This is a genomic window from Dactylosporangium vinaceum, assembly GCF_019904175.1.
GTDB classification, from domain to species: Bacteria; Actinomycetota; Actinomycetes; order Mycobacteriales; family Micromonosporaceae; genus Dactylosporangium; species Dactylosporangium vinaceum.
On sequence record NZ_CP061913.1, the window covers coordinates 9877610 to 9900976 of the forward strand.

Here is a 23367-nt window from a genome sequence, read left to right on the forward strand (position 1 = left end):
AATTTTGTCGTAGGGTGCCGCTAGGGTTTGCGGTGTGGGGCGGAGTCAGGCGGTACCGCGCGGCGGCGGCGGCGAGTTCGGGCCGGACGCCGACGACACGGGCTGCACCGTGTTGCACGTCGACATGGATGCGTTCTATGCGTCGGTGGAGGTGCGGCGGCGGCCCGAGCTGCGCGGCAAACCCGTCATCGTGGGCGGGGAGGGGCCGCGCGGGGTCGTGTCGGCGGCCAGCTACGAGGCCCGAAAGTTCGGCGTGCACAGCGCGATGCCGGGTGCGCGGGCCCGGCGGCTGTGCCCGCACGCGGTGTTCCTGGCGCCCGACTTCACCGCCTACACGGAGGCGTCCCGGGCCGTGATGGGGATCTTTCGGGACGTCACGCCGCTCGTCGAGCCGCTCTCGCTCGACGAGGCGTTCCTGGACGTGGCGGGCGCGCGCAAGCTGCTCGGGCGCCCGGGCGAGATCGCGGGGCTGATCCGGCGGCGGGTGGCGGCGGAGCAGCGGCTGACCTGCTCGGTCGGGGTGGCGGGGACGAAGTTCCTGGCCAAGCTCGGGTCGACGCGGGCCAAGCCGGACGGGATGGTCGTGGTGCCGCGGGCGCGGGAGCTGGAGTATCTGCATCCGCTGCCGGTCGCCGCGCTCTGGGGCGTCGGCGAGCGGACCGCGGAGACCCTCGCCCGGCTCGGGCTCAAGACCATCGGCGACCTCGCCGCCGCGCCGCGGGGGCTGCTGCGCTCGGCCGTCGGCGAGGCGTCGGCCCATCACCTGCACGAGTTGTCCTGGGCGCGCGACCCCCGACGGGTGATACCCGAACAGGTGGAGAAGTCGATCGGCGCCGAGACCACCTTCGACGTCGATGTGAGCGATCCGACGGTCATCCGGCGCACGATGCTCGTCCTGTCCGGCAAGGTCGCCGAGCGGCTCCGCCACGCCGGGCAGGCCGGCCGGACGGTCTCGGTCAAGATCAGACTGGCCGACTTCCAGACCCTGTCCCGGTCACGCACAGTAGACGTCCCCACCGACGTGGCCCGCGAGATCTTCGAGCTCGGCTGGGCGTTGTTCCAGGCCGCACGCCCGGGCGAGCGCATCCGGCTGATCGGGGTGCGGGTCGAGGGCCTCGTGCACGCCGACGGCCAGCCGCGCCAGATGACACTGGGTGAGCGCGACCACGGCTGGCGCGACGCCGAACGGGCGGCCGACGCGGTCGCCGCACGGTTCGGCCGCGGGCTCGTCAAGCCGGCCAGCCTGCTCCGCGGTGACGGATTACGCACTGACGGAAACGGGTCCGCACCGCGCGGGGAGGAGACGATCGAACCCCCGGCAAGACACAATGGAGGGGCGTGAGGGCTACTTCGCGAGGAACCCCGTTGGAAAATTCGTCGGAAAATCGGCACGGCCGGACCATCGTCCCGCTTTCCGACGCGTTGACCCCCTCGTAAACTTGCCAGTACGCAGCCGTCCGGCTGTGCCGGACTGCCGGTCCTCTTTCGAGGCCGGCCTTCGCGACCGGGGAGGAGTGCCGTGCCGCTCTCGGAGCACGAGCAGCGGCTGTTCGATCAAATCGAGCGGTCGCTAGCCGAGGATCCCAAGTTCGCTTCGGCGGTGCGCGCCACCGACCCGCGGTTCCATGCCAAGCGCCGGATGATCGCCGCAGGAATCCTGCTGCTGGCCGGCATGGCGCTGCTTGTCTACGGCGTAGCCATTTCGATTCCCCTCCTGGGCGTCGGCGGCTTCCTGGTGATGCTGGGCGCCTTGGCGTTCGGCGTGCAGGCGTACCGTCGCGGCCAGTCCACCGATCTGCACGCCGTCGGCGGCACGGCCACCCGCCGGACCCGCCAGCGCCGCGGAGGCTTGGTGGACCGCCTGGAGGACCGCTGGCGCCGGCGGCCAGAGGGCGACCTCTGACGGCTGTCGAACGCGCTTTGGGCCGCGTGGCGGGGTAACTTTCGCCGGACGGCCCAACTGCGGTAGAAAGCTGCCCACCTTCCGCCGAGCTCTCCCCCGAGTGCCGCTCCTGCCGCCCGCCATCTCGCCTCGGCAACCCGCCCTGCGCGCCGGCCGCCGGCCGCCGGTGAGTGGGGCGCTTTGTTTCATTTGTGCCTTTTGTCAGCTGTCGGGTCCGGCTGCGCACCTCGGGTGGCCCTGGTTGAGCGGACGCTCCCGCGCCGCCCCAGCCGCGCCGCGCCCGCTGCTCCGCTGCGGCCGGTGTTGGCGAGCGCCGGGGCAGGCCATTGGCGCCTTGGGGCGATTCGCGTCCTTCGTCTTCGTGACGGACTTTCGTGTGATTACCGTTTGATGCCGATATATGGGAAATGTGGGAGCGAATCGGTAGAGCGGGGATTGACTATCGCGTGAAGGCAACAGAGACCCCTGGCGTCGATCTCCCACCGCGACCCACCTACCCGGCGCCGGCCGACACCGGCGTGACGCGGCAGCGGGTCCGGGCGCCTGGGAAACTGGCTCACTGATGGCCGGGTGGGGTCGCCGCTAGCCGATATGTCGGGCGCTGGCGCGCCTCGACATATCGGACTTATCGCCTGACGGGGTATTTGGCCGTTTTAGGTGAGTGCGGTGATCGCGGGCACAGAATTTGGGCCCGCGGCGTTGCGGGCGTGCATTGGTATGACATGGGTGGCGAGCCGGTTGCGGGTCGCGCGGTTGCTGGATTCTGGGCTTGCGGGCTCGCCGGGGTGATGGGCGCGGTTGTGGGCCTGCGGGCCGCGGTTGCGGGGCCGTGGGCTTGCAGGGTTGCGGGCTCGCGTGGGTGGTAGGCGCGGGTTTGTGGGCTTGCAGAGTTGTGGGCTTGCGGGCTCGCGGGGTGGTAGCCGCGCGGTTGCGTGCTCGCATGGGTTGCGGGCGCAGGGCTGCGGCTCTTGGGCGGCGGGCGCGCGGTTATGGGCTCTTGGGCCGCGGGCTCGCGGGAGTTGCAGGGTTCGCGAGGGCTGCAGGGGTTGCGGGGTTGCAGGTTCGCGAGGGTTGCGGGGTTGCAGGTTCGCGCGGGTTGCAGGGGTTGCAGGTTCGCGCGGGCTGCAGGGGGTTGCGGGGGTGCGAGCTCGCGGGGTTACAGGGTTCGCGGTTGCAGGGGTTGTGGGTGTCGATGCCGGAGTGCGAGAGGAGAGCCGCGCGGCTGTCTCGTTGAGTTGCGGGCCCGCGGGGGTTGCGGGCGCGATCTCGGGGAGTTGTCGCCGTAGGGTCGCGGCGGTTGTGGGTGGGGGTCGCGAGGGTTGTGGACGTCGGGTCGCGGGAGTTGTGGGCGCGGGTGCGGCGCTTCAGTCGAGTAGGGGTAGGTAGACCTGGTTGCCGGAGCGGGCGAACTCCTCGGACTTCTTGCGCATGCCCAGCTCGGCGTACTCATGCAGGTCCTGGCTGATGCGCATCGAGCAGAACTTGGGGCCGCACATGGAGCAGAAGTGGGCCGTCTTCGCCGGTTCGGCCGGGAGCGTCTCGTCGTGGTAGGAGCGGGCCGTGTCCGGGTCCAGGGCCAGGTTGAACTGGTCTTCCCAGCGGAACTCGAAGCGGGCCTTCGACAGGGCGTCGTCCCATGCCTGGGCGCCGGGATGGCCCTTCGCCAGGTCGGCGGCGTGCGCGGCGATCTTGTAGGCGATGACGCCGGCCTTCACGTCGTCGCGGTTGGGTAGGCCCAGGTGCTCTTTCGGGGTGACGTAGCAGAGCATCGCGGTGCCGTGCATGGCGATCATGGCGGCGCCGATGGCCGAGGTGATGTGGTCGTACGCGGGAGCGATGTCGGTGGTCAGGGGGCCGAGCGTGTAGAAGGGGGCCTCGTGGCACCACTTCTGCTGCAGGTCGACGTTCTCTTTGATCTTGTGCATGGGGACGTGGCCGGGGCCCTCGATCATGACCTGGACGTCGTGCTCCCAGGCGAGCTTCGTCAGCTCGCCGAGGGTGCGCAGCTCGGAGAGCTGGGCCTCGTCGTTGGCGTCGGCTATGGAGCCGGGGCGCAGGCCGTCGCCGAGCGAGAAGGCGACGTCGTAGCGGGCGAAGATCTCGCACAGCTCCGCGAAGTGGGTGTACAGGAAGTTCTCCTCGTGGTGCGCGAGGCACCACGCGGCCATGAGGGAGCCGCCGCGGGAGACGATGCCGGTGACCCGGCCGACGGTGAGCGGGACGTATCGGAGCAGCACCCCGGCGTGCACCGTCATGTAGTCGACGCCCTGCTCGGCCTGCTCGATGACGGTGTCGCGGTAGGCCTCCCAGGTGAGCTTCACCGGGTCGCCGCCGACCTTTTCGAGGGCCTGGTAGATGGGGACGGTGCCGATCGGGACCGGCGAGTCGCGCAGGATGGCCTCCCGCACGGCGCTGATCCCGCGGCCGGTGGACAGGTCCATGACGGTGTCGGCGCCCCAGCGGGTGGCCCAGTGCAGCTTGGCCACCTCCTCCTCGATGCCGGAGGAGACGGCGCTGGTGCCGATGTTGGCGTTGACCTTCACGAGGAAGCGCGAGCCGATGATCATCGGTTCGCTCTCCGGGTGGTTGACGTTGTTGGGCAGGATGGCGCGGCCGGCGGCGATCTCGGAGCGGACCAGCTCGGCGTCGACGCCCTCGCGGATGGCGACGAACTCCATCTCCGGGGTGACGATGCCCTGGCGCGCGTAGTACAGCTGCGTGCGCTCCACCGGGCCGCGGGCGGCGATCCACGGGCGGCGATCGGTGATCGGGCCGGAGGTGTCGTAGAGGCGCACCGGCGGGTTGTCGCCGCTGAGCTCGATCTCCGCGAACGGGACGCGCAGATCGCCTGCATAAACCTTGCGTTTCACCACAAACCTCCCAGAAAACGGCGCACTCCACCCCGGAAGGGGGGAGCGGATTACCTAAAAGGGGCCCCAGCCGAGGGGGCCGTGCCCGGCTCCGAGCGACCAGGAGGCCGAGCGGCTCAGGGCGGCGTGGACGTACGTCTTGGCCTCGGCCAGCGCGACCGGCAGCTCGGCCCCGGCGGCGAGGTTGGCGGCCGTGGCGGCGGCGAACGTACACCCGGTGCCGTGGTTGTTGGCCGTGTCGATCCACGGGGCGGTCATGAGCGAGGTGCGGCCGTCGAACCAGACCGCGTCCACGGCCTCGGCACTCCCCCGCAGGTGGCCGCCCTTCACCACGACGCAGCGGGGTCCGTAGGCGGCCAGGTCGGCCGCGGCCTTGACGGCGTCGTCGGCGTCGAGGACGTCCCGGCCGAGCAGCACCGACGCCTCGCGCAGGTTGGGTGTGACGACGGCGGCGTGCGGGAAGAGCAGCTCCAGGTAGGCCCGCTCGGCATCGGCCGTGAAGAGCCGGTCGCCGGAGGAGGCCACGAGCACCGGGTCGACCACCAGGTTGGGCAGCCGCGGCGCGAACCGGGCCACGAGCGCCACCGTCTCCGGGGTGGCCAGCATGCCGGTCTTCACGGCGGCCACCGGCAGGTCGTCGAGGACGGCCTCGAGCTGGGCGGCGACGAACTCGGGGGCGACGGCCGAGATGGCCCGCACGCCTACCGTGTTCTGGGCGGTGAGCGCGGTGATCACGCTGGTGCCGAAGGCGCGGTGGGCGGCGAAGGTTTTCAGGTCGGCCTGGACCCCGGCGCCGCCGCCGGAGTCCGAACCGGCGATGGTGAGGGCCACCGGCGGGTTTCCCGCAAGCACGCTCACGCCGTCAGCATCTCCTTGACCAGGCGGGCCGGGTCCTCGGCGCGCATGACGGCACCCATCACGGCCGCGCCGGCCGCGCCCTCGTCGAGGCAGAGGCGGACGCGGGCCGGGGTGTCGACGCCGCCGAGCGCGTACACCGGCAGCGGTGCGGCCATCGCCATCCGGCCGAGCGCGGCCAGGCCGAGCGGCGGGCCGTAGCCGGGCTTGCTGCGGGAGGCGAAGATCGGCGACAGCGTGGCGTATTCGGCGTCGGCCGCGACCAGCTCCTCCAGCGAGTGGCACTTGGCCAGCCCGTTGTCCTCCTCCAGGAGCAGGCGCCCGCCGACCTGGTCGAGGCGTGTGCGCAGGGCGGCGGCCAGGCGCAGCCGGCGGCGCGGGGGCAGATCGTGCTCTCGCAGCACCACCAGCCGGACCCCGCCGTCCACAGCGCCGGCGATCACCTCGTCCAGCGGGCGTTCGGCCTGCCGGCGGTCGGTGAAGACGATGAGGGCGGGCTCTACCACGGCATGCCTCCGGTCGGGCTCGATGCGGTCGCGTGCAGGCGGCGGGGGATGCGCCCGGCCAGGTACGCCAGCCGGCCGGCCCGCACCGCGAGGCGCATCGCCTCGGCCATCCGCGCCGGGTGCTCGGCCCGGGTGACCGCGGAGGCCAGCAGCACGCCGTCGCAGCCGAGCTCCATGGCCAGCGCGGCGTCGGATGCGGTACCGATGCCGGCGTCGAGGATGACCGGGACGGTGACAAGCTTCCGGATCAGGGCGATGTTGTGCGGGTTGCGGATGCCCAGCCCGGAGCCGATGGGCGCACCGAGCGGCATGACCGCCGCGCAGCCCGCGTCGGCCAGGCGCTGCGCGAGGATCGGATCATCGCTGGTGTACGGCAGGACGGTGAACCCGTCCTCGACGAGCCGGGCGGCCGCGGCGACAAGTTCGACGCCGTCGGGCAGCAGCGTCTCCTCGTCGCCGATCACCTCGAGCTTCACCCAGTCGGTGTCGAACGCCTCGCGGGCCAGGTGGGCCAGCTTCACCGCCTCGGTCGCCGTGTAGCAGCCGGCGGTGTTGGGCAGGACGCGTACCCCGCAGCGCTCGACCACCGCCAGCAGCGACGGCGCGGCCGGGTCGAGCCGCCGCAGCGCGACGGTGACAAGGGCCGTCTCGCTGGCCCGGATCGCCGCCTCGAGGGCCGCGTGGCTGGTGGCGCCGCCCGTGCCCAGGATCAGCCGGGACGGCAGGTCGACGCCGCCGACCACGAAGTGATCGTCAGCCACCCTGCACCGCCGTCAGCACCTCGACGCGGTCGCCGTCGGCCGGGCGGGTGTCGGACCAGCGGGAGCGGGGTACCACGGCGCCGTTCACCGCGACGGCGACACCGCGCGGATCCTCACCGGCGAGCGTGCGTACGACGTCGGCGACTGTCGTGTCGTCGGCGACCGTCGACGCGACGGCGTTGACTACGAGCTGCATAGGGCTCACTCCTGCCTCCCTGCGCCGGCATGACCCGGATCAGGTTCGACGGTCGGGGGCTCACAGCCCCCCTCTCAGCCCGGTCACACCGGACTCCCGCGGGAACGTCTCGACCATAAACCCGACGGCACGGTCAGGTAAAGCGGCCCGCCCGGAACGCCGTGATATCGATATTCGTCGCTCCATCGATCACCGTCTCCGCCACCGCGGCCGCCGTGGCCGGGGCCAGCAGCACGCCGTTGCGGTGGTGGCCGGCCGCGACGATGACCGGAGGGCTTTCAAGGCGGTCGATGACAGGAGCGTTGTCGGGGGTACTGGGGCGAAGCCCGGCAAGCGTCTCGGAAAGCACCAGTTCGGCCACGCCGGGCAGCAGGTCAGCGGCCGGCCGGAGCAGGTCGAGCAGCCCACCGGCGGTGACGGTCCGGTCCGCGCCGCGCTCCTCCTCCGTGGCCCCGACGATCAGCTCGCCGTCGGCCCGCGGCACGAGGTACACGTCCCGCCCGGCGGCGATGCCCCGCACCACGTGCCGCAGCAGCGGCTCGGCGCCGCGCAGCCGCAGCAGCTGCCCCTTCACCGGGCGCACCGGCAGCCCGGTGAGCGCGGCCGCCCCGATCCCGTTGGCGACGATGATCACATCGTCCTGCAGTGTGGACAGGTCGACCACATCGCGGGCCTCGAACCGCACCGGGAGCATGCGCAGGGCCCGCAGCAGGCGGCGGGGGTCGACCTGGTGGTCGCCGGGGGCCCGGGCACCGCCGCGGACCCGGGGGGCGAGCAGCGGTTCGAGCTCGCGCAGTGCGCGGCCGGAGAGCGGCTCGATCGGGCGCCCGGCGCGGTGGTAGAAGCCGATCAGGCGGTCGACCTCGGCCTGGTCGTCGGCGGTGAGGGCGACGAGGAGGGTGCCGTCGGTGCGGTACGCGATAGGGGTGCCGGTCCGGGCCTCGACCCGCTCGGCGAACGACGGCCAGCGGCGCATCGACTCCGACATCAGGTCCTGCAGCACCTCCTCGCCGAAGCCCGCCTCGGCGGTCGGGGCCAGCATCCCGGCCGCGACGAGCCCGGCGCCCTGCGTGGGGTCGCGGTCGTAGACGGTGATGTCGGTGCGGCCCCGCTCCACGAGCTCGAACGCGATGCTCAGGCCGATGATCCCGCCGCCGACGATGCCGATGCTCATGCCAGGAACTCCTTCGCCGCCGTGTACGGGTCGGCCGCGCCGCTTACCGCACCCACTACCGCTACCGCGTGGGCGCCCGCGGAGTACAGCTGCCGCGCGTTCTGCGCAGTGACACCGCCGATGGCGACGATCGGCACCGGCACCGCCGCGGCGACCGCCCCGACGCCGGCCGGCCCGATCGCGTCCGGCAGCCCCGCCTTGGTGGTGGTCGCGAAGGCCGGGCCGACCCCCAGGTACGAGGCGCCGTCCGCGACCGCCTGCCGGGCCGTCTCGGGATTGCGCGCGGTCGCGCCGAGAATCGCGTGCGGGCCGAGGATCCGCCGGGCCGCGGCCACCGGCAGGTCGTCGGCGCCGACGTGGCCGCCGTCGGCCCCCGCGGCCAGCGCGATGTGCAGCCGGTCGTTGACCAGGCAGATCCGGTCGAGCTCGCGGCACATGGCCAGGATGCGCACGGTCAGGTCGTACGCCTCACGGTCGGTGACGTGGTCCTCGGGCCGCACCTGGACCACGTCGAAGCCCGCCCGCAGCGCCGCGGCGACCACGGCCAGGGTGTCGCGGCCGGGCCGGGTGTCGGTGATGAGATGCAGTCGTCCGAGGGTGCGCACCGCGATAGCTTTTCAGATATGAAACAGGTACGACTCGGCCGGACCGGCCTGCAGGTCTCGGAAATCTGTCTCGGCATGATGAGCTACGGCGACCCCGCGCAACGCCCGTGGGTCCTGAGCGAGGAGGACGCCGACCCGTTCGTGCGCCGCGCCGCCGAGGCCGGGATCACCTTCTTCGACACCGCCGACGTCTACACCCAGGGCGCGAGCGAGGTCGTCACCGGCCGCCTGCTCGCCAAGTACTTCACCCGCCGCGACGACTACGTCCTGGCCACCAAGGTCCACGGCCGGATGGGCGACGCCCCGAACGACGGCGGCCTGTCCCGCAAGCACATCCTGGCCGGCATCGACGACTCCCTGCGCCGCCTCGGCACCGACCACGTGGACCTGTACCAGATCCACCGCTGGGACTCGAACACCCCGATCGAGGAGACCCTGGAGGCCCTCCACGACGTCGTCCGCGCGGGCAAGGCCCGGTACATCGGCGCGTCGAGCATGTACGCCTGGCAGTTCTCCAAGGCCCAGTACCTGGCCCGCGCCAACGGCTGGACCCCGTTCGTCGCGATGCAGAACCACTACAACCTGGTGTACCGCGAGGAAGAGCGCGAGATGCTCCCGCTCTGCGCGGACCAGGGCGTGGGCGTCATCCCCTGGAGCCCCCTGGCCCGCGGCGTCCTGGCCGGCAACCGCAACCGCGCCGGCGACCGCCTGACCACCAGGGCCAACAACGACCCGTTCGGCGACTCCCTGTACAACGACGACGACTTCAACGTCGTCGACGCCAACGCCGCCGTAGCCGCTGACCGCGGCGTCTCCCCCGCCCAGACCGCCCTGGCCTGGCTCCTCGCCAACCCGACAGTCACCGCCCCGATCGTCGGCGCGACGAAGCTGCACCACCTGGACGACGCGATCGCCGCGACCGACCTCACGCTCGACGAGAAGGAGATCGAGCGCCTGGAGGCGCCGTACGTCCCCCACCGCATCGCCGGGCACTAGAACCGCTCGGGGACCTGACGCAGAAAGCGTCCGACCGGGAGCAACCGGTCGGACGCTTTCTGAAGGTCCGGGTGTGACTAGTTGGACGCGACGCCCAGCTGGCCCTCGCCGCCGTGGAGCTCGGTGCCCGACGCGAAGGAGGCGTCGAAGCGCTGCTGCAGGGCGTCGAGCTCACCGAACTCGGCCTGGTGGGAGTTCTCCGAGCCCTCGGCCGCGAAGACGTGGTCGTCCACCGACGCGTTGTGGTCGTAGTTGGTGTAGTCGTCCGACTCGTAGTGCACGGCGGCCGGCTGGTCGTACTCGACGTGGTGACCCTGCGAGAAGTCGGTCGACTCCTGCGCGTGGTGGTCGTTCTCGTACTGGCCGAACTGGCTGTTGTGGTCGGCCTCGGCGCCGTGCGCCTGGTGCAGCTGGTCGAGACCGTCGTGCTGCTCACCCGCCTCGTAGTGGCCGTAGTCCACGTCGTGACCGGTGTCGCCCGCGTCGAAGTCGCTCATCGCGTTACCCCTTGGTGTCGTGTGTGTTGCCCTGAACGTTAGAGCCACGGTCGCTCGGAAAAATCCCGGAATCGTGCCAGTGGCAGGTAGCCGACAGAAGTGAACCACGCTCACCTGAGCGACAGCGTTCCAACCTCCGTGGCGCCCGAGATCACGCCGGGCCGGGCCGGAGGTGGGGCACCGATCCGGCCGGATACGCTGGCGGCCGTGATCGGGCCGCTGGCTGTCGCCACGCATGTGCTGGCTCTCGCGCTCGCCGTCTGGGCGTTCGTCGAGTGCTTCCGGCAGCGCGAACCCGGCAAGCCGCTGTTCATCGGGCTCTGGGTGGTCGAGGCGCTGGTGCTGGCCCAGGTCGTCGCGCTCGTCGTGCTGCTGATCGACGGGCGGCGGCCCGGGGGCGACATGGTCACGCTCATCGGATACCTGCTCACCGCGGTCCTGCTTCCGCCGGCCGGCATCGTGCTGGCCCGCATGGAGCCGACCCGCTGGGGCTCGTTCCTCATCGGCGCCGCCGCGGTGCTCGTGCCGGTGCTCATCCTGCGACTCGGACAGATCTGGAATGCCTGAGACAACCAGCGGCAAGACCCCGCTCAACCGCGGCTTCGGCCGGGTCCTCGTCTTCGTCTACGGCGTCTTCGCGCTCTCCGCGAGCGCACGGGCCGGCGTCCAGATCGCCACGAAGTTCGACCTGGCGCCGCTCGCGTTCAGCCTGTCCGCGCTGGCCGCGCTCGTGTACATCGTCGCGACCGTCGCCCTGGCCCGCTCCAGCGCCACCTCGCGCCGGGTCGCCTGGTTCGCTGTCGGGTTCGAGCTGCTCGGAGTGCTCGCGGTGGGCACGGCGAGCCTCGTCGACGGCAAGGCGTTCCCGGAGCCGACGGTCTGGTCGGACTACGGGCAGGGGTACGGGTACGTCCCCCTCGTGCTGCCGTTCGTCGGGCTTTTCTGGCTATGGCGTACCTCCAGACAGGAAGTCGTCACGGAGACGACAGCGGCGAAGGGCTGACTGCCGCACGATTCGCGGCATGACCACTTCCCGCGGGCCGGCCGTCATCATGTACCTGGTGGGCGCCTTCGAGTTTCTGCTCGGCGCCACGTTCATCGGCGTCGGCACCGTCGTGCCCGCGGTGCAGACCACGTTCATCCTCGTCGGCGGCGGGCTCGCGGCGACCGCGGTGATCCTGGTCCTGGTCGGGCGGCGCTTCCACCGGCGGTTCCGGGAGGCCCAGGCCCTGCGCGAGCACGGCGTGCGCGGCTCCGCCCAGGTCCTCGGCGCGAACCAGACAGGTGTCTACCTGAACGAGCAGCCGCAGATGGCCCTGCAGCTGCGGATCACGGCGCCGGGGCACGGGACCTACGACACGACGATCAAGGAGTACGTGCCGTTCATCGCGATCGGCATGCTCGGCACCGGCCGCCCGCTCACGGTCCTCGTCGACCCGCTCGACCCGGCCAAGGTCATCGTCGAGTGGTCGTTCGCGGCCGGTCCGGTCGCGGCACCGACGCCGCCGCCCTCGTCGACCGAGAGCGCCTTCACCAAGGCACAGATCCTGGCGTCGGGGGTACCGGGAACCATTCGCGTCCTGTCCGCGGAGTTCGCGGGCAGCCTGGACGACCAGGGCCGTCCCCTGTACTCGGCGCAGCTGCACATCGCCGTGGACGGGCGTTCTCCGGTGGCCGGCCCGGCCGTGTTCGCGGTACCACTGGAGCGGGTCTCGGTCATGCAGCCCGGCGGCGTCATCCCCATCAAGGCCGACCCGTTCGACCCGATGAAGTTCGCGGCCGACTGGGACCGGCTCGCCACCGGCTGAGCCGGCCGGGCACCGGCATCGCCGGTCGAGACGGGGTCGTGCGGCGGCGGACTCAGCGGAAGTCGCGGCTGGCCGAGCGGATCGGCAGGCTCAGCGTGGCCAGGTGGTCGGCCCGCAGGTTGAGCACTCCCTCGGCCTTCTCGAGCACACCACGGATGACCATGGCGTTCGCCGTCCGCGCGATCCGGCGGTACCGCTGCCAGAGTCCCGGCGTGCAGGTGACGTTGAGCATGCCGGTCTCGTCCTCCAGGTTGATGAACGTCACACCGCCCGCGGTGGCCGGCCGCTGGCGGTGGGTGACGATCCCGCCGACCGACACCCGGCGCCCGGCGCTCACCGCCCGCAGCCCCTCGATCGACACCGCGCCGATCGTGTCCAGGTACGGCCGGGCGAACTGCGCCGGATGCGCGTCCGGCGCCAGGCCGGTGGCCCAGACGTCGGCGACCATCCGCTCGACGGCGTCCATGCCGGGCAGCATCGGGGCGTGCTGGCCGCCGACGGTGCCGGGCAGCCGGTTTGCCGTCTCGCGGGCCGCCGCGCCGGCCGCCCACAGCGCCTCGCGCCGGGAGAGCCCCAGGGAGCTGAACGCCCCCGCGGTCGCCAGCGCCTCCAGGTGTACCGCACTGAGCCCGGCCCGCCGCGCGACGTCCACGAGCGACGTGTAGGCCCCGCCCGCCGCGCGCTCGGCCGCCAGTCGCTGCGCCACCGCGTCGCCGAGCGTGCGCACGGACTTGAAGCCGAGCCGGACCGCGGGGCCGCCGCGCCCCCAGTCCTTCGGATCGTCGGGCGGCTCGTCCAGGGGCTGCCCCTCGAGCGTCGCCGCCGCGGCGCTCGCGTTGATGTCGGGCCGGCGCACCTCCACACCGTGCCGGCGGGCGTCGTCGACAAGGCTCTGCGGCGAGTAGAAGCCCATCGGCTGGGCGTTGAGCAGCGCGGCGCAGAAGGCGGCCGGGTGGTAGCGCTTGAGCCAGGCGCTGGCGTACACCAGGTAGGCGAAGCTCATCGCGTGGCTCTCCGGGAAGCCGTAGTTGGCGAACGCGGCAAGCTTGTCGAACAGGTCCTGGGCCAGCTGCCCGGTGATGCCGTTGCGGGCCATGCCGGCGAAGAGTCGCTCGCGGATCGCGCTCATCCGCTCCACCGAGCGCTTCGAGCCCATGGCCCGGCGCAGCTCGTCGGACTCGGCCGGGGTGAACCCGGCGACGTCGATGGCCATCTGCATGAGCTGCTCCTGGAACAGCGGCACGCCCAGGGTCTTCTTCAGCGACGGCTCCAGCAGCGGGTGCGGGTAGGTGACGGGCTCCTTCTTGTTCTTGCGGCGGATGAACGGATGCACCGAGCCGCCCTGGATCGGGCCCGGGCGGATCAGCGCGACCTCGACGACCAGGTCGTAGAACGTGTCGGGCTTGAGCCGGGGCAGGGTCGCCATCTGGGCCCGGCTCTCCACCTGGAAGACGCCGACGGAGTCCGCGCGGCAGAGCATCGCGTAGACCTCGGGGTCGTCAAGTGGCATGTGCGCGATGTCCAGCTCGGAGTCGATCATCTCGAACGCGTACCGCAGCGCCGAGAGCATCCCCAGGCCCAGCAGGTCGAACTTGACGAGCCCGACGGCCGCGCAGTCGTCCTTGTCCCACTGCAGGACCGTCCGGTTCTCCATGCGGGCGTGCTCGACCGGGCACACCTCGATCACCGGCCGGTCGCAGATCACCATGCCGCCGGAGTGGATGCCGAGGTGCCGCGGGAACGTGAGCAGCTCGTTGGCGAAGTCGATGACCGGCTTCGGGATGTCCTCGATGCCGCTTGCCTCCGGGCTGCCGATGTGGCCCCACCGCTCGATCTGCTTGCTCCATGCGTCCTGCTGGCCCGGCGAGTGGCCGAACGCCTTGGCCATGTCGCGGACGGCGGACTTGGGGCGATACGAGATGACGTTCGCGACCTGGGCGGTGAAGGTCCGGCCGTACTTGCCGTAGACGTGCTGGATGACCTCCTCGCGCCGGTCGGACTCGATGTCGATGTCGATGTCCGGCGGCCCGTCGCGCTCCGGGGACAGGAAGCGCTCGAACAGCAGCCCCCATCGCACCGCGTCGACATTCGTGATCTTCAGCGCGTAGCAGACGGCCGAGTTCGCCGCGGATCCGCGACCCTGGCAGTAGATGCCGTTGTCCCGGCAGAACGTCACGATGTCGTGGACCACGAGGAAGTACCCGGGAAAGTCCAGTTCTTCGATCAGCGCCAGCTCGTGCTCCAGCTGTTCGTGCGCCTTCTGATTGTTCGGGTACCGCTCCTTCGCCCCTTCCGCGGTGAGGTGCCGCAGCCACTGCATTTCCGTGAGCCCTTCCCGGGGCACCGGATAGGCCGGCAGTTTCGGGGCGACCAGCTGCAGGTCGAAGGCGAGCTCGCGGCCCAGTCGCGCCGCGTTCGGTACCGCATCCGGAAACGCCTGGAACCGCCGCTGCATCTCGGCGCCGGAGCGGAGGTAGGCCGAGCCGGCGGCCGGGAGCCAGCCGTCGATCTCGTCGAGGCTGCGCCTTGCTCGGACCGCGGCCAATGCGGTGGCCAGCTTCCGGTTCCTGGGCTGGGCGTAGTGGACGTTGTTGGTGGCCACGACCCGGTGCCCCGCTCCGAGGTGCGCCAGTGCCTCGTTGCGCTCGTCGTCCAGGGGATCGCCGTGGGCGGTCAGCTCGATCACTACCGATTCGCGGCCGAAGAGGGCCGTGAGCCTGTCGAGCTCTTGACGCGCAGCCTCCGGCCCGTCGTGCAGCAGCGCGCTGGTGATGTGGCCCTTGCGGCAGCCGCTGAGCAGGACGACGTGGTCACGCAGGGCGGCGGCCGTCTCCTCCAGGTCGTACACCGGGCGGCCCTTCTCGCCGCCGCGCAGGTGGGCCTCGCTGATGACGCGGGAGAGGCGGGCGTACCCCTCGGGGCCGCGGGCCAGCAGGAGCAGGTGCCGGCCGAGCGGGTCCGGCTCGCCGTTCTGCGGGCCGGGCAGCCCCAGGGACAGCTCGGCCCCGAACACCGTCTTCAGGTCGAGGGCCCGGGCCGCCTCGGCGAAGCGCACCACGCCGTAGAAGCCGTCGTGGTCGGTGATGGCGATCGCCTCCAGCCCCAGCCGGGCGGCGGTCTCGGCCAGCTCCTCGGGGTGGCTGGCCCCGTCCAGGAAGCTGAAGTTGCTGTGGCAGTGCAGCTCGGCGTACGGGGTGGCGGCCTCGGGCCGGTCGAGCTGCGGCGGCTCGTACTCCGGCCGCTTGCGCGACCAGGCGGGGCTGTCACCGCCGTCGGCCGACAGCACGTCCGGGCGGAAGTCCGGACCCGGGGGCGCCCAGCTCATCTGGTCGTGCAGTTTCGACCACGGGATGTCGGGGTTCGTGAAGCCCATCAGTCGTACAGCGCTTCCATGTGCCAAGATCCGTTCTGCAGTACCGCCAAAAAGGCTCTTTCGTCCGCGAGCAGCAGCTGGAACCGGGCGGCTCTCGTGTGCTGCTCCTCGTCCCACCAGCGCTCGTCGACCGGCCAGGGCCCGGCCCAGGCGGTTATCTCGACGGCCTCGGGCTCGCCGGCGATGTGTGCGCGGCTGGGGGGCTTGCCGAGCTCGAGCCGGCCGCTGACCCGGACCGGGCTCCCGTCCTCGTCGAGCACCTCGGCCGGGAGCGGCTCCGGGTACACCGTCGCCGGGCTCGGGCCGGGGATCCGCCCCGGCCAGGGGGCCTCGGTGCCCCTGGCGCTCCGCTCGTCGCCCCAGGCCACGAGCCGGATCCGGCTCTGGTCGGCCCGGCCGCCGTCGAGGACCGCGGTCAGCACCGCGTCCGGCCCGAGCAGGCCCTGGACGCGGGACATCGCGCGGTGGGCCCGGTCGCGCTCCTCGCCGGCCTCGCCCCACAGGCCCGGCTGCAGGCCCAGGTGCTCCACCACACCTTCGGGGACGAGCCGCAGCCTGACGATGGCCCGGTCCTCCTCGGCGCGGACCCAGCCCTCGAGCTGCCAGCGGAGGCGGTCGGCGACGGCGTTCACGCTCAGCAGCCCGTCGTGGCGCCAGGTCCGCACCAGCTCCTCGCCGCGGTCGGTGACGGCCTCGATCGCCAGCCGGGTGCAGGCCAGACCGTGCCGCCCGAGCCGCTCGTGCAGCCGCTCGGCCAGCGCCCGGGCCGCGAACGCGGCCGCGTCGACCCGCTCGATCGGCTCGTCGAACGCCTCCTCCACCGCCAGCTCGGGCGGCAGCTGCCGCGGCGCGAGCGGCCGCTCGTCCCGCCCGCCGGCCAGCCGGTGCGCGAGCGCGGCGTCGAACCCGAACCGGTCAAGCACGCCGGCCGCGGGCAGCGCCGCGAACTCCCCGAGCGTGTGGATCCCCAGGCGCCGCAGGAGGTCCACGAGGTTGGGCCGCCCGATCGCACCGATGCTCAGGTGCTGGAGGAACTCGCCGGTCTGCCCGTCGGGCACGAGCACCCCCGCCCGCGCCGCCAGCCCCGCCGCGAACGTCCCCTCGGCCACACCGATCTGCGCCTCGACCGCACACTGCTGGGCGATCTGCTCGACGATCCGCTCCGCGGCGGCGGCCTCACTCCCGTAGTACCGGGCGGGCCCGCGGGCGGCCAGCGCACACGCCCCCGGCCGGAGCGCCTCGACACCGGCGGCGATCGCCTCGACCGCGGCCAGGACCGGCTCGAACGCCAGCATGTCCCGGCCGGGATCGTGCTCGAGCACGATGAGGTGGGGGCAGCGCCCTTGGGCCTCCCGCTTGCGCAGCCCGCGCCGCACACCTTCCTCGCGCGCCGCGGGAGACGCGACGAGCACCCGATTCGCGTGCAGCACGGCGACGGGCTCCTGGGCGGGGTACCCATCGACGATCTCGGCCGCCACGATCGGCCAGTCCGGACACCAGACCACCATCGTCCGCATGCGTCACCCCACCTTCCGCAGCGGCTTCGGGGTCTCTTCCGACCGGTTCTCGTGTGTCGCCTGCTCTTGTGCTCCCGACCTGTGCCCTGCCCCGGCCGGCCCGTGCGCTGCCGGTGTCGGTGTCGGTGTTGCCGGCCCTTGTATCGACAGCCCGTGCAGCGGCGGCGCTTGTGTCGACGGCCCGCATATCGGCGGCGCCTGTGTCGACGGCACTTGTATCGGCGGCAGGACGCCGGTGATCGCGGGCAGCTCCAGTGTCACTTCGCGGGCGGCGGAGGCGGCGCCGCGGCCCCGGGCCTGGACGGTGAGCTCGCGGTGCCGCAGCCGCCCGCGCCCGGCCCCGAGGCCGCCCCAGGCCCCCCGCACCGGCGCCAGGGTCAGGTCCGCACCCGCCCAGGCCCCCGCCGGCACGAGCACACTCCCCCGCTGCCGCGCCCGCGCCGCCAGCCGCCCGGCCACAGCGGGAGCAATGTTCTTCGGCGCCGCCGCAACCACGATGTCGAACCCGTCGAGCAGCGCAGCCACGATTGTCGTCCACTCGGCCCCCGGATGCGGCACCAACGCCAGCCGCTCCAGCGCAATGCCCATCTCGGCCGCGGCAATGGGGCTCAACCCCGGCAGCCCGACCACAGCACACCAGGACCCCGCCCGCGACGCCGCCGCGAGCAACGCCAACATCACCGACGACGTGTACACAGCCACGGTCGCCCCCCGCCGCAGCCCACCCCCCGGCAACAGATCCCGCAGCCCACTCACCACCGGCAACGTCCGCGTACCGGCGACAACCTCGACATCCCGCTCCGAGGCCGTCCGCACGACCCCACCGAGGTTCGCCGTCCGTATTACCTGAAGCCCTCGACCGCGGGCGCTCTCGTCGCCTTCCCCACCGCCGCGGCCCGCGCTTTCCCCGGCCTCGCGGTGAGGGGCAGCGCTCGGGCCCCCTTCGCCGCTGCGACCGGCTTTCCAGCGCTCTCCACCTTCGCGACCGACCCGCTGACCCGCTCCTCCTTCGCGACCGGCTTCCTGCCCTTCTTCGTCGCTGCGACCGACTCCCTGCCCCTCTTCGCCGCCGCGACCGGTTCTCTGGCGCTCTTCGCCTCTCCTCTGGCGCTCTTCGCCGCTGCGGCCGGCTCTCCGGCTGCCTTTGTCCCTGAGGAAGGCAAGGGCCGATTCAATCGCCGCGACCGGCGCCGGCCGGGAGTTTTCGGCCACGCCGGACCGATCGAGCCGCCGCGACGCCCGTCCGCCGACAACGCTGATCGTGGACCAGTCATCATCCTCGGGCCGCACGTCGTCGTACGCCACGTCATCAAGCTCGGCCGTCCCCGAAGCCGATGTCCCAGCCACGGCCCTCGCTCCCCACTCCCGATTCGTTCATCTACACAAATATGGGCAAATCGCCCATAGAGAACTCGCTTACATCAGCGCGGCCACACCATCCGGGCCGGGAGCGGCAAGAAACCCCGCCCAAACCGGCCCACCCGCCACCCGACCAATCGGCAAGGAAGCCCCCGCACCCGACGCAAACCCACCGGCGATCGAACCCGACCCGCCGCCGCTCACACCGGGCCCACGCGGAGATCCGCCCACCAACCGACCAGATCCCGGCCCACAGCCGCCGACCCCGAGCCCGCGTGGGGATACGGGCACAGGCACAGCGGCAGCCGAGAACGTAGTGCGAACCGCCACGGGGAAGGCGGCGGTCGAACATGACGCAATACCGCCCGCGCCAAACCCGCGTGGGGATACGGGCACAAGCACAGCGGCAGCCGAGAACGTGGTGCGAGCCGAAAAAACGAACGCGGCAAGCGAACACCGACCGCGAGTGCAAGTCACGGCCGGTCGCTCGCCACTGCCTGTGCCAAGTCCGCGGAGGGATGCGGACGCCGGCTTGCCCGAGCGCGGTCCGTCGCCGGTGCTGAGCCCGCGGGGGGATGCGGGCCTCACCTCGCCTGGGCGCGATTCGTTGCCACTGGCATCGAGCCCGCGGGGGGATGCGGACTCGAGAGGTTCGGGTGGCAGTGGCAGTGGCGTTGAGATCGGCGTGGGCGTTGAGGTTGGGACGGTGGTGTGGTGAAGCGGCACGGGTTGGGACGCGGCGCTTGGGTTGGGGGGTGGCGTGGTCGGCACTGGGGTGGCTCGGTCGGGCGGCGGGCGGGCGTTAGCTGGCCAGGCCTTCGAGCCTCGGCTGGTACGAGTAGCCGAGGGCCACCTCGACCACCGCGATGAACTGCTCCGCGGAGCGCATCAGGTCGTCGGCCTCGCGGGCGGTGACCACGCGAGGGATGCCGGCTTCGGCGGCGGAGCGTTTGCTGGCGGTGGCGGCGAAGAAGGAGGACCACTCGCTCAGCTCCGGAGCGACCAGGACGAGCAGGGACCAGACGCTCGTCACGCGGCTCCGGCGGCCGGGCGCGGCGGGCACGGCCCGGGCGGCCAGCACGGCCGCGGCGGCGCGCAGGGCCGCCAGGTGGGCGGTCGCGTAGCGCATGCCGTCGGCGCGGATCTCGGCGGCCTCCTCGAGGCCGTGGCGGGCCATGGTGAGCAGCTCGCGCGGAGTGCGGTGGGGAAGCGCGTGCGCGGGGATCGGGAGCTGCCGGCGGGACGCACCACTGCTCGGCCCGGTGGCCGACGGTGGGGCCGGGAAACGACTGATGTTGGACGAGCTGGTCGAACGGTTCGTCGGCATCGGTGCTCTCCCTCGGTGGTGCGTCGGCAGGTTGGGCCTGCGCCTGTCGGTGCTGTGCTCTGGCCGGTCGCCGCGGGGGGAGTCGCAGCCATCGGTACAAAACTGGAAATCGCTGGAACGAAGAAGCCAGAGGATCAACGAGCTGGCAGTGCTGAAGCTGGAATTGAAGTGAAGCTGGAGCTATGGGGTGGAGCTAGCAGCGAGTCGATTGAACGGAGCACCTGAGCCGGTCGAACGGGTGCCGGTCCGCGACTGCGACGGCGCGCCGGTCGGGCGTGGAGCTTCCCCACACCACACCCGACCGGCTGGGTCGCCGTCCGCCGCCCGGGGGTCGTGGGCGGCGAACGGCGGCCCCGCCTGAGGCCAGACCCGCGAAAATCTGGCCTCCGCGGTGTCGCGGACCGCGCTCGGGATCAGCGCCGCGAATCGCTTTCCCGAAGCAGTTCGAACACTCGTTCGATGGCTCAAGAGTACACCGCCCGCACCGTCCACGGCAGTGGTTGCGCCAGGTTTTTCGTACACCCGTTCGTACGATCACCATCACGCCTCTCCCCACGCCGGGACCAGCCGCTCGCCGAGAAACCGGGACAGGTCAGTGACCTCGGCTTCGAGCTCTTCACGGGCCCGTGCGGACAGCGAGCCACGGCCCCCGAACGGCTGGAGCACCACCTTCCGCCCCGACCGCTGCCACACCCCGGCCACCCGCCCATCGGCAAGCATCGTCGCCGCGATCATGCCGCCGCCCCGGTTGACCAGCCCCGCGTGCTCAGGCGCCAACACAAAGGACCGATCGCGATACCCCAGCAGCAGCGTGTCGAACGCGCCCAGCAGCCGCGAGGACCCGCCCCCCGAAGAAGCCGAATCCGAAGAAGCCGCAATCGAGGAAGACGCAGCCGGAGAACCAGCAGTCGGCACGAGGGCCAGAGCCCGCCGAGCCGAGGCCACCGGAAGCCCCGACCAGACCGCCAGATCAGCGGCGTCCGCCGGCCCGTATCCGATCAGATATCTCCGCGCCAGCTCAGCCAACGCCGCATCACCGGCAAAATCCCGCGCCGACCAGCCGGCCGAAGACCGAGACGCAGACGCCGACGCCGACGCAAGAATCCCCGAAGACCGCGACGCCGAAGCCGGCACTCCTGAGGACTGAGCCGCCGCAGCAAGAGCAGCCGAGGCAAGCACCTCCGCAGTCAGCACAACAGTCGGCTTCCCCCGAACATCGGGCCCGCGGCAGACCACGCCCGCCGCGGCCGCAAACGCCACCAGGTGCGCCGGCGCCTGCCCGGTAGGGTCGATCCGCACACCCCGCCGCGCCAGCCGGGCGATCAGCTCCGCCCGGTCCAGCGGGCCGGCGCCGTTCAGGATGGCGGGCATCTCGGCGAGCGCCCGGGCGGCCACCGCGTCGTCCACGCCGAGATCGAGCCGTCGCCGCTCCCCCGCGGCCCGGTTGATCGGCCCGAACAGCGCGGTCAACCAGCCGAGATCGGCCGCCGCCACCAGGTGCAGGGTCCCCCGCATCAGCCAGGTGCGGGCCAGGAGGCCCGAGGCCAGCGCCGCGTCCACATCGGCGGCGGTCAGCGAGGACGACCGGGCCCGCACGGCCAGCCGCGCCGCCGGCCAGGACTGGGCCTGCACGCCCACCACCCGCTCCACGACGCTCCCCACGTCGGAAGCCGGCGCCCCGGCCAGCAGCTGCGAGCGCAGCCGCCGCCCCTTCTCCGTCATAGCCCGCACCATAGCGACGGGGTACGACACTTTCTGAATTCCGGCGAATACCCCGTCAGGCGATAAGTCCGATATGTTGCGGCGCGAAGCGCCCGACATATCGAGCAAGCCGAAGGGCAGACCGAAGACGAGACCGAAGAGCAAGCCTAAGCAGGAGAACAGCGGGCCCAAGAGCAGACAGGCACGAGATAGGCGTGCAAACGGGCGAGGCAAGATAGAGACATGCAGCCTCACCCCAACGTCCAGGCCGTCCAGGATGCGCTGGACGCGGCCCGGGCCCACGACGCGGCCGGCCGGGCCTGCCAGGTCAAGGTGCTCACCGAGCCGGTGCACACCGCGGCCGCCGCCGCGGCGGCGCTCGGGATCGAGGTGGGGCAGATCGCCAACTCGCTCATCTTCAACGCGGACGGTGAGGCGCTGCTCGTGCTCACCTCCGGCGCCCATCGGGTGGACACCGGCAAGGTGGCGGCGCTGCTGGGCAAGGACAAGGTCAAGCGGGCCGAGGCGGAGTTCGTGCGGCTCAACACCGGGCAGGTCATCGGTGGGGTGTCGCCGCTCGGGCACCCGCGGCCGCTGCGGACACTCGTCGACGTGGCGCTGGGGCAGTACGGCGAGGTGTGGGCGGCCGGCGGGATTCCCCAGGCGGTATTTCCGATCACGTTCGCCGAGCTGGTGCGGGTGACCGGCGGCACCGCGGCCGACGTGGCGTGACAGTCCGGGTGTACGTGTGGCGGGTGCCGCGCACGAAGATTCCAGCGATGTTCTGGTCCATGGCCGTCGACAGGCGACAAATCCGCAAAAAAGCGGACTTCGCGAAGATGCTCGGGACCGGCGACGGCCGGGACTTCCGGATGCAGTCGGCCGACCTCACGCGATGGGCCGCGATCATCGACAGCCCGGAGCCCGTGGTGCCGCCGATGCGCGGCGCGGTCACGAGCTGCACGCTGACGCTCGAGCCCATCGCCAGCCGCGGCACCTGGGCGGGGCAGGAGCCGTTCAAGGTCGCCGCCCCGGCGGGCGGTGACGGGCCCGTCGCGGTGCTCACCAGGGCGCGGCTCAAGGCCGGCAAGGCGCTGGCGTTCTGGCGGGCGATCGGGCCCGTCAGCCCGGCCGTGGCGGAGGCCGAGGGGCTGCACTGCGCCTTCGGGCTCGGCGAGGCCCCCGTAGGATTCCAGGGCACGATGAGCGTCTGGCGCTCCGCGGCGGACGTCGTGCGATTCGCGTACCGTCGGCCGGAACACGCCGCGGTCGTGGCGCGCACGGCCGAGGTGGGATGGTATGCGGAGGAGTTGTTCGCCCGGTTCCGCGTGCTCGGCATCGACGGCGACCGAGAGGTGATCGGGTGGAGGGACGGCCAGTGAGGCTCGTGCGGTGGCGCGGGGAGGACCTCGTCGATCGCCTCGACGAGGTCATCGCGGTGTACGGCGAGGCCATGGGCTACTCCGTGCAGCTGCTGCAGACCCGCCGCGGCTACGTCGCCGGGCACACCCGCCGCGAGGCGTTCCAGGCGGTCGCGACGCTCGACGACGACAACAACCTGCTCGGGTTCGGCTACGGCTACCGCGGTACCGCCGGCCAGTGGTGGCACGACCAGGTCCGCAACGCCCTGCGCCGCGACACCCGCAAGTATTGGCTCACCAACTGCTTCGAGCTGGTCGAGCTGCACGTCCGGCCGCACGCCCAGGGGCACGGGATAGGCGCCCGGCAGCTGCACGAGCTGCTCACCCAGGCCGAGCACCAGACAGTCCTGCTGTCCACGCCCGAGGCCCCCGAGGCCACCTCGCGGGCGTGGCGGCTGTACCGGCGATTCGGCTTCGTCGACGTCCTGCGCCACTTCAACTTCCCGGGCGACGACCGCCCGTTCGCCGTGCTGGGTCGCCAGCTGCCCCTATGAAGAA

The 23367-nt window shown here is 72.0% G+C and carries 22 protein-coding genes and 1 riboswitch; of the genes, 9 read left to right on the top strand and 13 right to left on the bottom strand.

Annotated features, from left to right (window positions below; all coding sequences use genetic code 11):
* Positions 1 to 34 precede the first annotated feature (34 nt).
* Both Dvina_RS44275 and Dvina_RS44280 read left to right on the top strand, forming a co-directional pair.
* Positions 35 to 1342 (top strand): DNA polymerase IV, encoded by a 1308-nt coding sequence (locus Dvina_RS44275; RefSeq protein WP_223097031.1) that lies wholly within the window; start codon positions 35 to 37, stop codon positions 1340 to 1342.
* A 177-nt stretch (positions 1343 to 1519) separates the two neighbouring features.
* A complete protein-coding gene (locus Dvina_RS44280; protein WP_223097033.1) occupies positions 1520 to 1903 on the top strand; it encodes a DUF3040 domain-containing protein in 384 nt (127 codons plus the stop codon).
* A 1364-nt stretch (positions 1904 to 3267) separates the two neighbouring features.
* On the opposite strand, the gene thiC is transcribed toward Dvina_RS44280, so the two are convergent.
* From thiC to thiE, 7 genes are all read right to left on the bottom strand, one after another.
* Positions 3268 to 4773, bottom strand: a complete 1506-nt coding sequence (thiC, locus tag Dvina_RS44285) for a phosphomethylpyrimidine synthase ThiC (RefSeq protein ID WP_223097035.1) — start codon at positions 4771 to 4773, stop codon at positions 3268 to 3270.
* 54 nt (positions 4774 to 4827) lie between these two features.
* The gene (gene thiD / locus Dvina_RS44290; RefSeq protein WP_246655722.1) at positions 4828 to 5631 is read right to left on the bottom strand and encodes a bifunctional hydroxymethylpyrimidine kinase/phosphomethylpyrimidine kinase; all 804 of its coding nucleotides are present in this window, start codon (positions 5629 to 5631) and stop codon (positions 4828 to 4830) included.
* Positions 5628 to 6134: a thiamine phosphate synthase gene (locus Dvina_RS44295; RefSeq protein ID WP_223097037.1), complete on the bottom strand. Its 507-nt coding sequence runs from the start codon at positions 6132 to 6134 to the stop codon at positions 5628 to 5630. The genes thiD and Dvina_RS44295 overlap by 4 nt, the downstream gene beginning before the upstream one ends.
* Positions 6128 to 6895 carry a thiazole synthase gene (locus Dvina_RS44300; RefSeq protein WP_223097039.1) on the bottom strand — a complete coding sequence of 256 codons (768 nt, stop codon included), beginning with the start codon at positions 6893 to 6895 and terminating at the stop codon, positions 6128 to 6130. Before Dvina_RS44300 ends, Dvina_RS44295 begins: the two co-directional genes overlap by 7 nt.
* Positions 6888 to 7091 carry a sulfur carrier protein ThiS gene (thiS, locus tag Dvina_RS44305; RefSeq protein WP_223097041.1) on the bottom strand — a complete coding sequence of 68 codons (204 nt, stop codon included), beginning with the start codon at positions 7089 to 7091 and terminating at the stop codon, positions 6888 to 6890. Before thiS ends, Dvina_RS44300 begins: the two co-directional genes overlap by 8 nt.
* Positions 7091 to 7201: riboswitch (TPP riboswitch) on the bottom strand. (Overlaps the previous gene by 1 nt.)
* A gap of 23 nt (positions 7202 to 7224) precedes the next feature.
* Positions 7225 to 8265 (bottom strand): glycine oxidase ThiO, encoded by a 1041-nt coding sequence (thiO, locus tag Dvina_RS44310; RefSeq protein ID WP_223097043.1) that lies wholly within the window; start codon positions 8263 to 8265, stop codon positions 7225 to 7227.
* On the bottom strand, positions 8262 to 8870 hold the full coding sequence (gene thiE / locus Dvina_RS44315; RefSeq protein ID WP_223097045.1) for a thiamine phosphate synthase: 609 nt from the start codon (positions 8868 to 8870) through the stop codon (positions 8262 to 8264). Before thiE ends, thiO begins: the two co-directional genes overlap by 4 nt.
* Positions 8871 to 8888: 18 nt before the next feature.
* Between thiE and Dvina_RS44320 the strand changes: the two genes are divergently transcribed.
* Positions 8889 to 9866, top strand: coding sequence for an aldo/keto reductase (locus tag Dvina_RS44320; protein ID WP_223097047.1), 978 nt, complete (start codon positions 8889 to 8891; stop codon positions 9864 to 9866).
* Between the two features lie 77 nt (positions 9867 to 9943).
* On the opposite strand, the gene Dvina_RS44325 is transcribed toward Dvina_RS44320, so the two are convergent.
* Positions 9944 to 10363, bottom strand: coding sequence for a hypothetical protein (locus Dvina_RS44325; protein WP_223097049.1), 420 nt, complete (start codon positions 10361 to 10363; stop codon positions 9944 to 9946).
* 207 nt (positions 10364 to 10570) lie between these two features.
* On the opposite strand from Dvina_RS44325, the gene Dvina_RS44330 reads away from it, so the two are divergent.
* From Dvina_RS44330 to Dvina_RS44340, 3 genes are read left to right on the top strand one after another with little or no spacing between them, the layout of a single operon-like run.
* Complete coding sequence (locus Dvina_RS44330; RefSeq protein ID WP_223097051.1) at positions 10571 to 10930, top strand: hypothetical protein; 360 nt, start codon at positions 10571 to 10573, stop codon at positions 10928 to 10930.
* Complete coding sequence (locus Dvina_RS44335) at positions 10923 to 11366, top strand: hypothetical protein (protein ID WP_223097053.1); 444 nt, start codon at positions 10923 to 10925, stop codon at positions 11364 to 11366. The genes Dvina_RS44330 and Dvina_RS44335 overlap by 8 nt, the downstream gene beginning before the upstream one ends.
* 19 nt (positions 11367 to 11385) lie before the next feature.
* A complete protein-coding gene (locus Dvina_RS44340) occupies positions 11386 to 12171 on the top strand; it encodes a hypothetical protein (RefSeq protein WP_223097055.1) in 786 nt (261 codons plus the stop codon).
* Positions 12172 to 12223: 52 nt separating this feature from the next.
* Here Dvina_RS44340 and Dvina_RS44345 read toward each other — a convergent pair whose 3' ends face one another.
* The 5 genes from Dvina_RS44345 to Dvina_RS44365 all read right to left on the bottom strand — a co-directional run bounded on the left by Dvina_RS44345 (position 12224) and on the right by Dvina_RS44365 (position 21469).
* Positions 12224 to 15544, bottom strand: coding sequence for an error-prone DNA polymerase (locus Dvina_RS44345; RefSeq protein ID WP_223097057.1), 3321 nt, complete (start codon positions 15542 to 15544; stop codon positions 12224 to 12226).
* On the bottom strand, positions 15544 to 17061 hold the full coding sequence (locus tag Dvina_RS44350; RefSeq protein ID WP_246655723.1) for a DNA polymerase Y family protein: 1518 nt from the start codon (positions 17059 to 17061) through the stop codon (positions 15544 to 15546). The genes Dvina_RS44345 and Dvina_RS44350 overlap by 1 nt, the downstream gene beginning before the upstream one ends.
* A 3-nt stretch (positions 17062 to 17064) precedes the next feature.
* A complete protein-coding gene (locus Dvina_RS54890) occupies positions 17065 to 17904 on the bottom strand; it encodes a hypothetical protein (RefSeq protein ID WP_425516576.1) in 840 nt (279 codons plus the stop codon).
* Between the two features lie 1318 nt (positions 17905 to 19222).
* Positions 19223 to 19747 (bottom strand): SAV_6107 family HEPN domain-containing protein, encoded by a 525-nt coding sequence (locus Dvina_RS44360; RefSeq protein ID WP_223097059.1) that lies wholly within the window; start codon positions 19745 to 19747, stop codon positions 19223 to 19225.
* 540 nt (positions 19748 to 20287) lie between these two features.
* Positions 20288 to 21469, bottom strand: a complete 1182-nt coding sequence (locus Dvina_RS44365; RefSeq protein ID WP_223097060.1) for a winged helix DNA-binding domain-containing protein — start codon at positions 21467 to 21469, stop codon at positions 20288 to 20290.
* A gap of 222 nt (positions 21470 to 21691) precedes the next feature.
* On the opposite strand from Dvina_RS44365, the gene Dvina_RS44370 reads away from it, so the two are divergent.
* Genes Dvina_RS44370 through Dvina_RS44380 form a run of 3 tightly spaced genes read left to right on the top strand, consistent with a single transcriptional unit; the run spans position 21692 to position 23363 of the window.
* On the top strand, positions 21692 to 22180 hold the full coding sequence (locus Dvina_RS44370; RefSeq protein ID WP_223097061.1) for a YbaK/EbsC family protein: 489 nt from the start codon (positions 21692 to 21694) through the stop codon (positions 22178 to 22180).
* Entirely contained in the window at positions 22177 to 22830 is a 654-nt protein-coding gene (locus Dvina_RS44375; RefSeq protein ID WP_246655724.1) for a monooxygenase, read from the top strand. The genes Dvina_RS44370 and Dvina_RS44375 overlap by 4 nt, the downstream gene beginning before the upstream one ends.
* Positions 22827 to 23363, top strand: a complete 537-nt coding sequence (locus Dvina_RS44380) for a GNAT family N-acetyltransferase (protein ID WP_223097062.1) — start codon at positions 22827 to 22829, stop codon at positions 23361 to 23363. Before Dvina_RS44375 ends, Dvina_RS44380 begins: the two co-directional genes overlap by 4 nt.
* Positions 23364 to 23367 lie beyond the last annotated feature (4 nt).